Here is a 12010-nt window from a genome sequence, read left to right on the forward strand (position 1 = left end):
ATAAAAACGGAGTTCTTGAAAGCCAGCATCAGGGCCAAAGTCGAGCACCCGTTTCGCATCATCAAATGCCAGTTTGGTTTCGTGAAAGCGCGGTACAAAGGCTTGATGAAAAACGATAACCAGCTAGCAATGTTATTCGCACTTGCCAACCTTGTTCGGGTTGACCAGATGTTGAGGAGCAAGCAGCATCAGTGTGCCTAAAATCTGGGAGTAGCCCAGATAAAGGGCCTGAAACGGGCAAATTCGGCAGTTATTCGGCCACAATGATTCAAAATCTCGGAATCAGAAAATTCGAGAAAGAGAAAATGGTCGGTTTACGCGTACGAGTGGCTTGATCGCACCTTCCCTTTATAAACGACTGATTTTGAGGTAAAAAAATCACTGCTTACACAGTAAGTAAAGATCAACCTGTCTTACTTCCATCTTGGATATAGTGGTGCCGATATAGCTATCTCAAGCATGGCTCAGTTAGAAATCAACTCAAACGTCACATCCACCTTATCGCTAAAGATAATCTGCGCACCTTGATAGACCGGTGCATCAGAGGCAGCCAAGGCTTCCATGCGCATTACGGGTACTGGGCCTGCGCTGCGGTAGCGGATCTCTTGCACATCACCTAAGCGACTTTGGTAGCCGTTGGCAAGCTGAAGGGCTTTTTGGTAGGAATCATCGATTGCCATGCTGCGTACCTGTTGCTGGTACTCGACAGATTTGGAGCTGGAGTAACGAAGTGGGCGGATCTCGCTCACTAGCCCCTTTTTCACGATATCGAGAACAGCGGCCATGCGCGAGAGGTCGTCCAGCTCGACGATTACCGAGCGTTGGGCGCGATAGCCGATAAACTGGCGGCTCTTGTCTTGGTAGCGGCTATCTTGATAAAGCTGTACCTGACTGGCTTCGATGCGATCAGAGTCGGTGACCAGTGGCTTGATATCTTCCAACAGCAGCTTTACCCGATGCTCCACTTCGCTCAGTGCAGCACCGGCGCTGTCGCTTAGCTCCGATACCACATATTCAATCTTGACCCGGTCGGCCTCAACCGCAAGGCGCGCCTCGCCGCTGGTATGCAGGCTGGCGGCAAACAGCGGGCTTGATAGCAACACGCTCAGGCTTAGCAGTAACTGTTTCATTATTTGTCTCCATCAATAGAAAAGGCTTCAGGTGCTGAGATATAGCCCTGATAGCCATCGATAGCCAAACTGCGCAACTGCTCTAGCTGCGCCTGATCTTCCACCCGTTGCGCGATTGTCAGCACCTGCAGGTTGTGGGCGGCGCGGCAGATGGCGCTTAGGAAGTGGGCATCGCCTTCATCGCCCAAGGCCAGCGCGGTATAGGCGTAGTCAATCTTCACGTAGTGTGGCTTCACCGTATTGAGATAGCTTAGCGAGTTAAAGTTACGGCCGTAGTGATCGATTCCGATCTGATAGCCAAAATGATGCAGGCGCTGAATCACATGGTTCAAGCGTGTGTTCTCGCTGCCAAAGGCCGCTTCGGGAAACTCGAAGGCCAACCGTGGGGCGAAGCGTTGGTAGCGCTCGGCAAAGCGTTGCAGCCACTCCAGGAAGCCCTTATCCACCAAGCTAGACACGCTGGTGTTAATCGCCAGCTTGAGCCCATCGTCTTGTTGTAGCGCCAGTATCGCTTGGTCAGCCACTAGCTGGTCGAACTGCCCGCCCAGACGCAACTGTTCGATCATCGGCATAAACTGCCCGGCCGCATAGCGCTGGGCGTCTACCTCGATGGTGGTGAACAGCTCATGGTGAAGCACGTTGCCATCGAGCAGGTGGACCGCCTGACGCTTGTAACTAAGCTGCTGCTTATCGAGGCACTCTTCAATCAAGGCCTTCCACTGGGTGCGCGAAAGGCTTGGCTGAGCACCGGAGGCGAACACCGGCTGGCTGTCGTTACGCTCCAACGCCTGTTGCATGGCAGCGTCGGCACCACTGAGTAGTTCACCAAGGTTTTGCTCTTGATCACGCAGCTTCACGCCCATGGCAAATTGAGCGTCTTCGTGACGGGCCAGTTGCAGCAGCTTCTGTAGGTTTTCGGCGAACTCGACAAATTCGTCTTGGGTGTAGCTCTGCCCTAGTACCGCAAACTCAAGGTTGGCAATGCGCGCCACCTCCAGCCCAGCATCTTGCTCGGCCAGTTCGCGCAGCCCGGCGCCAAGGTCTTTTAGGAAGCTATCACGGGCTTCAAAGCCTTGTTCGTGATAGATATGGTCGATTAGCGGCAGCTGAATCAGCGCGATACCACCGCTGCCCTTCTCCGCCAGCCAGTTGGTGCTTTGGTTGATAAAATGGGCGCGGTTACCAAGGCCCGATGACAGGTCCTTAAAGGCGCGCTCGCGCAGTGCATGGGCCTCTTTCACCTGCTGCTCAAACTGCTTGGCGATACTGTCAGACATACTGTTGATGGCCTTCACTACGGTGCGCAGCTCTGCGGTTTTGGGCAGTGCCAAGCGGTGGCCAAACTCGCGCTTACTGACCTCTTTGGCCCGCTGCTCGATCTGCTTCAGCGGCTTGAGCAGGTATTGCAGGGCGCGGATCAGCAACAGCACGGTGATTAGATAGCCCACCACAAACAACTTCAGCAGGTTGACCAGCACCTGCCATAGCTGCAGGTAAGCGTAACCCGGATGCCCCACCACTTTCAGCTCGCCGAGCTGAAGCCAGCCGCTGGTCAGCACCTGCTCACTGCCCACCTGCTCGAACAGTTCCAATGAGGTAAACCACGCGGGCACATCGCGTAACTGGGTTGGATTGACCCGGTCTATCACGCTGTCGTCTTGATACAAGGCTAAGCGGATCTGTCGGTAGTAACCGCTGTCGAACATGGCGTTGATCACCGACTCTGCGCCCACTTTGTCTTGCTGCTCAAGGTAGGGTTGCAGCGCCAGCCCAAGGTAGGTGGATGCATTGTTGATATCAGACTGCTGCTGCTCACTCAGCACCTGCCGGGCCGCCGAGATCTGCTGGCTAAATACTACTGCTAGCAGCACACCATAGATAACCAGCACGACAATCAACAACTGTCGATAAAGTGTCATGGCAACTCCTTAATACTCAAAGTTAGCAATCGGTTTGCGCAATTCATTGAGCCTCCAACGCTCGCGTAGATCGTTCCACAGCTTCAGGCGAGAGGCCTTGCCGGCCAGCTGACCGCGCCCCTTCTCCTTCATTAACCAAAGGTGTTCACCGTTGAAGCTATAGATAGGCTGCAGGTCACCACGCCGACCTGCAGGCAAAATAGTTGGGTTGATGTTATCGAGAATGACCGGCTCTGAAGAGGGCGTGGCATAGTAGGCCACCACCATATGGAACTGTTGGTATTCCAGCGCGTTAACGTAGACCAGCCGCATCTTGCTGTCATCGATGCCCAACTCGCGCAGGGTAAAGTACTTGCCGATACTGAAATCGTCGCAGTCGCCGGCGTTAGCGCCGAGAAACTCAACCGGGGTGGCCCAGTAATCCTCCTGGCCCCACACGTCGATATCATCGAGAAACTGTAGCTGGTTGAAGAAGGCGTTCACCCGCTCCAGCTTTTGTTGCTCGCTCCAGTCCAGGCCTTCGCTTACCAGCTGACGCCAACTGCGCACTCGCTGCTCGGCGCGTTGACCATAGAACTCGCGGACCTTGGTTGCCATTGCTTCCAGCTCGTCGTCGAGGGCAACCAGCCACAAGGGCCAGCTCACCACCACGACCAGCAACCAAGTCCAGATGCGCATCGTTTAGAACTGTCCGAAGTCGTAGACGTTCCAGCGCGGAACGACCTTTCGATACTCCTGCTGCACGAACACCCGCGCTCGACGATTGGCGGTTTCGCTTTGGGCCAGCTCATCATCGTTTAGAGGCTGGCTCTCGCCCAAGGGCAGCAGCTCGATACGTTTCTCGGCGACTTGGTAACGCTCCACCAGCTCGCGCTTAATGTTGTCAGCGCGGCGCTGGGACAGCGCCAAGTTGTAGTCGTTGGTACCCGAGAGGCTAGTGTGCGCCTCAACGGCGATCTCAACCTCTGGGTAACGCTCAAGGTATTCGGCTAACACGCCTAGCTGCTGCTGATAACGCGGCACCACAGTGGCGGAGTCGTGCTCGAAGAACACCATTAGCTCGTAGCCATCGGTGTAGATCTGCTCGCGCGAACAGCCGTAGTTGTCCACTTCGGCGCGCAGTACCGTGCCCGGGCAGACATCGCGGGCGTTGATCACGCCATCAAAGTCTTCATCGTTACGGCCGTAATCGGCCGGTAGCCCGGAGTACAGATCCAGGTTGTGACTACAGGCGGCTAGCCCCGAGAGCACACTCAGCAGCAGGCCATACTTCAACAACTGCCTCATTCAAAGCTCCATTCCTGAGGGCGTTCTACCCGTAGCGCTGCCAGCAGCTCACCGGTGGCATTGAGCAGGCGATACTTGGCGCGCAGCTCGTCAAAGTCGGCTTCGATGTACTCGTTGCGCGCTTCAAACAGCTCGTTCTCGGTGTTCAGCACGTCTAGCAGGGTACGTTTGCCGAGGTTGAACTGCTTTTTATAGGCTTCAACGGTGTCAAAGCTGGACTCGACATGATCTTGCAAGAAGCCTTTTTGCTGCAACAGTACGTCCCAGGCATTCCAAGCCAGTTGGGTGCCTTCCAAGACCTGACGGTGGGCATCTTCGTTGATCGCCTTGGCCTGGTTGATTTGGTAGGCGCTGCGGCGGATCTCGGCGCTATCGCTACCACCACGGAACAGGTTGTAGCGCATTCTCAGCATGGCGGAGAGCTCGTAGTCTTTGGTGTCGTCACGGGCATCGGGGTTGCGATCCCAGTTACCATCTAGCTCCACCGCAAACTCGGGGTAGTAGGTCGATTTCGATACGGTATGCTGGGCATGGGCTGCCTCGATATCAAACTCGGCCGCTTTGAGCAGCGGGTGATCTTGGCGCGCCTTGTTGATGGCAGCGTCTAGATCGGCTGGCAGCATATCTAGATCGGCCCCGGGTACAATCAGCTCTTTAGGCAGCTCATTGACCACTCGGATGTACTGGGTGTGGGCGTCTAACAGGTTGTTCTTCGCCGCCAAGGTGTTGGTGGTAGCACGCGCCACCCGGCCATTGATTTGGGTAAGGTCAGCACTTGAGCCCAGACCTGAGCTGGTGCGCTTCTCGATATCGCTTTGAATGCGGCGATGGGTTTCCAGGTTCTGCTCCGCCAGCTCCAACAGCTGCTGCTGTTTGAGCACCTCCAGATACACCTCAACCACCCGCAGGGCGAGGTTCTCCGCGACGTTGTACAGGTTCCACTGCTCGGCACGCGCCTCATTGGCGGTACGGTCAACTTCACCAGAAACCGCAAAACCGCTGAACAGCACCTGACGCAGGCTTACGCCAATCTCGGTGGGGTTGGCATCGCGGGTGCCTAAGTTGTCTTCAACCTGTTGCCAACCAGCGCCGGCGGTGAGATCTACCGTTGGCAGGTAACCCCCTTTGGCGCCTTTATACGCCTCGTCACTGGCCTTAAACTGGTTGAAAGAGGCTTGTAACTGGGGATGTTCGGACAGCACTTTAGCCACCGCTTGCTCCAAAGTATTCTCTGCAGCATAACTGTTGGCGACAAATAAGCTGGCTAACAGCGAAAGGCCTAGCTTGTTCATTTACACTCCTTGTAATCGCGTCTTGCGATAATAACTATCTTTCTCGTAGCGCAGTTTGCTGCGCTTTGGTTATAGGTTTGAGCAGGTAGTCCAATATGCTCTTTTTACCGGTAATGATATCTACATTGGCCAACATGCCGGGAATGATGGCCAGATCTTGATTGTCACCGAGGGCACTTTGCTCGGTTCTGACTTTCACCAGATAAAAGCTGTTGCCCTCTTCGTCGACGATGGTATCGGCGCTGATTTGCTCCAGCTGTCCGTCGAGCCCACCGTAGATAGAAAAATCGTAAGCGCTGAATTTAACTACAGTTTTAAGCCCCGGCCGCAAAAACGCAATATCTTTTGGCTGAATTTTAGCCTCCACCAAGAGCTTGTCTTCAATCGGTACGATCTCCATAACACTTAGGCCCGGCTGCACCACCCCGCCCACGGTGTTGAGGTAGATCTTCTTGACTGTACCTTTCACCGGTGACACCAGCAGCGTTCGCTCGACCCGATCACGCAAGCCGACCTGTCCCTCGCTCAGGGCTGAGAGTTCGGCTTGCGCTTCATTGAGCTGCTGGCGAGTCTCACTTAAAAACGCCAGCGCTTGGTCGCGGCGCTTGTAGATAGTCTCGGCTATCGCGCTTTCAATTTTCGGTTTCAGCAGGGTCGAGCTGGCAATCTCGCCGCGCAGCTCGTTAGCTTGGCGCTCGAGCTTGAGTACATCCACCTGGGAGACAATGCCTTCGTCGGCCAAGGGGCGAGTGATACGCAGCTCCTCTTGCACTAAGGCGTAGCTTTGACGCAGGTGATCCACCTTGGAGGCCAGCTCCACTAGCTCTTGCTGACGCTGCTCGATTTGGCCGCTGCCAATATTGAGTTGGTTGCTTAGGGTGCGCAGACGTGCCTCCATCTGCAGGCGCTGGCGCTGTGCCTCGATGGGGTGTTCGCTTTCAAAAGCCTCGTCAAAACTGAGTGTTCCGGGGACTACCAGGACTTGTTTCTGCCAGTCACTTAATGGCAGGTCCGGCACCACTTGAACGGCACTCAACTCATGATTAAAGCGACCAACATCGCCTTGTAAATCGACGATCCGCTGCCCTCTCTCAAGAAAATCTGAGCGAAAGCGGGTGTCATCAATCCGTACCAAGGGCTGGCCCTTCTCCACCTGTTCGCCTTCGCTGACCAGCAGTTGCTTGAGGATGCCGCCCTCTAAGCTTTGCACCACCTGGATTTGCTGGGATGGGATCACCTTACCAGAGCCGACGGTCACTTCGTCGACCTCAGCCAGATGGGCCCAATACAGCGCACAGCCCACAAACAAGAAGATCATCCACAGCACCACACGCGAGCGCCATGGGGTTTTTAGCAAAATGGCGGCATGGATGTCATCGATGTAATCTAAGTCTTTCGCGTTGGGCTTGCTACTACTCATACGCCCCCCTTAACCTTGCCTTCACGCAGGGCTTGTAACACCTGCAGCTTCGGTCCGTCGGCAACCACTCGGCCACGCTCTAATACGATGACCCGATCCACCAGATCCAGCATCGACATCTTGTGGGTAATCAGGATAAAGGTTTTGTCCTCAGCTACCTGCTTAAGGCTTTTCTTAACCAAGTTCTCCGAGAAGGCATCCATTGAGCTGCAAGGCTCGTCCATAATCAGCACAGGCGGGTTAAACAGCATCGCGCGGGCCAAGGCGACCGCTTGCCGCTGTCCACCTGAGAGGTACTGGCCTTTTTCGCCGACTTGGCGGTCTAACCCTTCCGGGTCTTGATCGGTAAACTGCTTGACCCCTGATAGCTCTGCTGCACGGAAGATCAGTTCATCTTCAATATGGGGGACACCGAGGGTGATATTGTCGCGGATTGAGCCATAAAACAGTGTGGCATCTTGAGGAAGGCAGCCGATTTTCTGCCTGAGATCGGCGGGGCTTATCTGGTTGAGATCTACCCCATCCATACGGATCGCGCCGCGTTGCGGGGTATAAAAACCGAGCAGTAGTTTTTCCAGCGTCGACTTACCGGCACCGATTCGGCCAATAATCGCCACCTTCTCACCGGCTTTGATATGCAGATTGACATCCTGCAAGGCCGCTTGCTCGCTGCCGGGGTAGGCAAAACTCAATTGGCTGAAACTTAACTCGCCTTTGAAGTGGCTGCGGTGCATGTACTGGTCGAGCTTCTCATCGGGCAACTTCATAATCTCGTCGAGGCTGGTCAGTGCGGCCCGAGCTTGGTTATAGCGGGTCGCCAGCAGCGCTACCTGTGAAAATGGCACCAAGGCGCGGCTGGTGAGCATCACTGCCGCCACCAAGCCCCCCATGGAGATCTGCCCCTCGGCAATTAGATACACGCCCATTAACACCAGCATCACCGTTGAGCTTTGGGTGATAAAACCGTTCAAAGTACTGACAGAGGTTGACAGCTTACGGATCGCAATGTTCCAGCTGGCAATACTGCCAACCAGCTCTTCCCATTTCGACTGGAACTGGCTCTCTGCTCCAGCAATTTTCAAGGTGTCGATGCCGTTGAGGGCCTCAATCAAATGGGCGTTCTTTTGGCTGGCAAAACGGTTGCCGTTTTCCACCTGTTTGCGCATCTGCCGCTTGATCCACAGCGAGTAGCACAGCATGATAAGCCCAGCCCCCATTGGCACATAGGCCAGAGGTCCAGCCACCAGCCAGATAACCACCACAAAGATCACCGCAAACGGTACATCGATAAACGCCGCGATGGTCGCCGAGGTGATAAAATCGCGGATCGAGTCAAACTCTTGGATGTTGCGGGCAAAGCCCCCCACCGAGGTAGGCCGGGATTCCGCCTTGATATTGAGAAGTTTTTGGAAGATTTGTGCTGACAGCAACACTTCTGATTTCTTACCCGCAAGGTCGAGCGCAGAAGCACGCAACTGCTTAAGAATAAAGTCAAACAGCAGCACCACCATCATACCAATGGCAAGCACCCACAGGGTCTCCAGCGCCGCGTTGGGCACCACCCGGTCGTAGACATTCATAACAAACAAAGGCGAGGCCACAGCAAACAAGCTGATAAACAGCGACGCCAGCAGCGCATCGCGGTAGATGCCCATGGAGCGGCGCAGTGTTGACCAGAACCAATGCCCTTGTTGAGTCTCCAGATTCTCTGGAGAGCGGGCATCGAAGCGGTAGCGCTTACGGATCCAGCAGCAGTAGCCCAGGTACTGCTGCTCTAGCTCGTCGAGAGCGATATGGTCGTGGGAGTCATTCAGCTCAGGCCAGGCAACCTCGGCTTGACCATCTTCAACCTTGAGCAGCACACAAGCGCGACCATCTTTAAGCAGCAGAATGCAGGGCAGCAGCAACTCGGGGATCTTATTCAGCTTTTTCTTGGCCAGCGATGCATCCATCCCGGCACGCAGCGCCGCACGCGGCAACAGGCTGGGAGTGAGCAAACCATCCTTTAACGGAAGTCCCGCAGAGATCGCCTTGGCTGAATAGGGTTTACCGTAGAACTTACTTAGGAACACCAGACAGTTGAGCAACGGGTCGTCGTGCTTGGTAATCAACTCAGCCGGTGACAGGGGTTCATGCATAATACATCCGTGCATTGCATAAAAGTAAGGCTACGGCAGCTGCCTGCCGTAGCCAGCACTGTTAATTGTTATCTACCTGAAGCTGCTGGTCTTCGAGTAGTTTGTCAATAATAGCCTGATCACTCATGCCATTGAAATCGACATTTTTGAGGGTGATGGTTTGATGGACCTCAGCGCCATTATTGCTGCCGTCGATATCGATGGATACTACCGTATCTACACTGCTGTCAGCATTCTCTATCCGCTCAAAGCTGAGGTAGTCGGTGAGGCTATCTTCGGTTTCACCTTGCAGCAGATCACTCAGGTCTAGTACATCGCCACCAGAGCCAACCGTGAAGTCTTCAATCACATCATTGGCGGCATCACCTGAGGTACTGGCGTCCGAGGCTAACCAACTGAAGGTGTCGATGCCCTCGCCGCCGATAAGGATGTCGTTACCCTCACCGCCAACCAGAACGTCGTTACCATCGCCGCCATAGAGTACGTCATCGCCCGCACCACCAAGCAGCACATCATTGGTAGCGTCGCTGCCCAGTACCGTCTCACCGTGGTTGCTGCCTTCCACTACATTGTGATCTCCACCGCTAATGACCAAGGTCAGTACATCAGTGTAGGTATTGCCTTCGGCATCGGTTGCTTGATAGCTGAACTGCTCGAACAATACATCGTCTTCGCTGATACTATCGCGGGTTTCCTGACTGGCGGTGAATACATAATCGCCAACACCACTGACCTGCAGCTGGCCGTGCTCGCCATCTACGGTGGTCACGCCGCCCTGTTCCTGAGCACCATCCCACAAGATAGCGACCGCTGCATCATCATCGATAGCGCCACCAACTTGTGGCATATCCGTGGAGAGCGACTCGATGTGCGCCACAATCTCGAAGGTATTGTCGGCGTTTTCATCGGTGAGAATGTTCGATACTGCGCCTGCATCTGGGTTGGTGGTATCAAAGAAGCCGTCGATAACCACCACATACTGGGTGCCATCCACTTCGATGGTCTGAGACTGCGGCGGCAGGGTAATAATGTCTCGGCTATCACCCGGGCCGGTATTCGGCGTCTCTTCATGATCGATTTGAGCAACAAACTCCACCGCATAAGTTTCGCCATTGATGGTCACATCAAACTGCAGTTTCAGATCGACGGTTTCGAGTTTTTGCGTGCCAGCGGGGATGGAGCGGTTTTCGTGGGTAAACTCTCCCAAGGTGAAGTGTTCACCCACCTGCACTTGGCTGGCATTCCCCTGACTAAAGGCGATGCTATCCGAAAGTACGTAGGCACTTTGTCCTGAGCCCTGGCCCCAGCGTAGCTTGTCGGCAAAACTATCACCGTCTTGATTGAGCAAGTTGTAACTACCCGGGCCATCGGTGAATATGGCGTTTTCAAAACCACCTTCCAGGTTTTCCACTACCACGGTGATAGGCTCAACAAACAGGATATTGCTGTTTATAGTAGAAGCTGGTTGTTCCAGATCCATATCCAAGGTTACGGTAGCGCTATTGCTTGGCTCGCCATGGGAGTCGACCACGGCATAGTCGAAGCTGTCATCGCCCGGTAGGTTTGATTCGACATAGCGCAGTACCCAGTTGCCGCTATCCTCCGTAGAGAACTCGATCTTAGCGATAAGTTGGCCTTGAGTATCGATATCAAAGCTTTCGCCATTGCCCACAGTTACGGCTTGGAAGTAACTGTCTCGACCCGTTTCGCCTTCAGGCTTAAGATATTCCACTAGCTGCTGGGTTTCTTCACCCGTTAGCGGATCGCGATAGGTGATGGTGATAAGCGCGGCGTTGTCATCACCCGCTTCAAATAAGCCGCCAAGGCCATCCATACCCAGCTCCAGGCTGCCCTGCAGACTATCGCCGAAGTCGATACTGATCGACTCATTTTTCTGGATACCCGAGCCACCTTTATCACCGATACCATAGCCAACATGGTGACCTTCGCGATCGTAGTGTTGTAGCGCACCACCTTTCGAACCCTCGCTGCTGATGGTGACAACACTGCCATCTTCGAGCGTTAACTCACGCACTTTAGGATCGTCGGTCGGACGGCCCCAACTATACAGCGCATACTCGCTGGGCAGATCGCTCTGTGAATCCTTCGCACCTAATAAGAAACTCGTGGTGCCGAGATCTTCGTGCGGCTGATAGGTGATGCCTGACAAATCAAACTCGGTTTGATCGTCGATATCTTGCTGGGTAATCGCTTCACCGTTGTAGCTGAGTATCCCCATGGTGGGCAGCGACTGAATCACAACCGTGTCGAGCACATGGCCATCATCGGGATAGAGGTCATCCTCTACATCAGAGACACGATCCGGGTCGCTATCAGGGTCGAACTCAATAGCAATCTCGGAGAAGTCACTCACCGACACACTGAAGTCGGTCGCTTTCGGCGGGGTATTTGGCGCTGACACCTCGGTGGTCACCGACGGGCCATGTTCAAGATCTTCAAAGTTGCCGCCAGTAGATGAGCTGATGCTTACGGTCAGGTCTTCGGTGCTAAGCGGTGCCACGTCTTCATCGACTTGATAGACCCCAGAACCGATAGACTCGCCATCGGCAATAGTAATCACCACGCCATTAGACAGCTCAAACTCCATCTCGCCCTCAGTTGGCGAGTCCAGCGTGATGGTGTAGGTCAGCTCGCCGCCATCTAGGATTTGCGCGCTGTTGACCGACAATGCGGCGTTAGTGGTGTTGATGGTATCGCTAACCAGCGTGCTGGCAGCGGTATCATCGATGACTAAGTTCTCAAAGTTGCCACCACCGTTGTCGCCGGTGATGGTGACATCGAGGGTTTCTCCATCGATATAGAC

At 54.5% G+C, this 12010-nt stretch carries 9 protein-coding genes; 1 reads left to right on the top strand and 8 read right to left on the bottom strand.

Annotated features, from left to right (window positions below; genetic code table 11):
* Nucleotides 1–201: transposase (locus tag G462_RS23490; protein WP_035478454.1), on the top strand; the 201-nt coding region annotated here is incomplete at its 5' end.
* A 263-nt stretch (nt 202–464) separates the two neighbouring features.
* On the opposite strand, the gene G462_RS0119485 is transcribed toward G462_RS23490, so the two are convergent.
* The 8 genes from G462_RS0119485 to G462_RS0119520 form a co-directional block, all read right to left on the bottom strand.
* Nucleotides 465–1130, bottom strand: a complete 666-nt coding sequence (locus G462_RS0119485; protein WP_026960468.1) for an SIMPL domain-containing protein — start codon at nt 1128–1130, stop codon at nt 465–467.
* The gene (locus G462_RS0119490; protein ID WP_026960469.1) at nt 1130–3049 is read right to left on the bottom strand and encodes an EAL domain-containing protein; all 1920 of its coding nucleotides are present in this window, start codon (nt 3047–3049) and stop codon (nt 1130–1132) included. The genes G462_RS0119485 and G462_RS0119490 overlap by 1 nt, the downstream gene beginning before the upstream one ends.
* Nucleotides 3050–3058: 9 nt before the next feature.
* Nucleotides 3059–3727, bottom strand: coding sequence for a transglutaminase-like cysteine peptidase (locus tag G462_RS0119495; RefSeq protein WP_026960470.1), 669 nt, complete (start codon nt 3725–3727; stop codon nt 3059–3061).
* Nucleotides 3728–3730: 3 nt separating this feature from the next.
* Complete coding sequence (locus G462_RS24100) at nt 3731–4336, bottom strand: OmpA family protein (RefSeq protein WP_051326881.1); 606 nt, start codon at nt 4334–4336, stop codon at nt 3731–3733.
* Nucleotides 4333–5628 (bottom strand): TolC family outer membrane protein, encoded by a 1296-nt coding sequence (locus tag G462_RS0119505; RefSeq protein WP_026960471.1) that lies wholly within the window; start codon nt 5626–5628, stop codon nt 4333–4335. Before G462_RS0119505 ends, G462_RS24100 begins: the two co-directional genes overlap by 4 nt.
* A 34-nt stretch (nt 5629–5662) precedes the next feature.
* On the bottom strand, nt 5663–7048 hold the full coding sequence (locus tag G462_RS0119510; RefSeq protein ID WP_026960472.1) for an HlyD family type I secretion periplasmic adaptor subunit: 1386 nt from the start codon (nt 7046–7048) through the stop codon (nt 5663–5665).
* Nucleotides 7045–9186, bottom strand: a complete 2142-nt coding sequence (locus tag G462_RS0119515) for a type I secretion system permease/ATPase (protein WP_051326882.1) — start codon at nt 9184–9186, stop codon at nt 7045–7047. Before G462_RS0119515 ends, G462_RS0119510 begins: the two co-directional genes overlap by 4 nt.
* 61 nt (nt 9187–9247) lie before the next feature.
* On the bottom strand, nt 9248–12010 hold a 2763-nt coding region (locus tag G462_RS0119520; protein ID WP_026960474.1), incomplete at its 5' end, for an immunoglobulin-like domain-containing protein.

The organism is Aliagarivorans taiwanensis DSM 22990 (genome assembly GCF_000429505.1).
Lineage (GTDB): Bacteria > Pseudomonadota > Gammaproteobacteria > Enterobacterales > Celerinatantimonadaceae > Aliagarivorans > Aliagarivorans taiwanensis.

What these genes read in the sequence shown, in the direction of transcription:
- G462_RS0119485 (WP_026960468.1), bottom strand. Translation starts at nt 1,130, where the DNA reads ATGAAACAGTTACTGCTAAGCCTGAGCGTGTTGCTATCAAGCCCGCTG.
- G462_RS0119490 (WP_026960469.1), bottom strand. Translation starts at nt 3,049, where the DNA reads ATGACACTTTATCGACAGTTGTTGATTGTCGTGCTGGTTATCTATGGT.
- G462_RS0119495 (WP_026960470.1), bottom strand. Translation starts at nt 3,727, where the DNA reads ATGCGCATCTGGACTTGGTTGCTGGTCGTGGTGGTGAGCTGGCCCTTG.
- G462_RS24100 (WP_051326881.1), bottom strand. Translation starts at nt 4,336, where the DNA reads ATGAGGCAGTTGTTGAAGTATGGCCTGCTGCTGAGTGTGCTCTCGGGG.
- G462_RS0119505 (WP_026960471.1), bottom strand. Translation starts at nt 5,628, where the DNA reads ATGAACAAGCTAGGCCTTTCGCTGTTAGCCAGCTTATTTGTCGCCAAC.
- G462_RS0119510 (WP_026960472.1), bottom strand. Translation starts at nt 7,048, where the DNA reads ATGAGTAGTAGCAAGCCCAACGCGAAAGACTTAGATTACATCGATGAC.
- G462_RS0119515 (WP_051326882.1), bottom strand. Translation starts at nt 9,186, where the DNA reads ATGCATGAACCCCTGTCACCGGCTGAGTTGATTACCAAGCACGACGAC.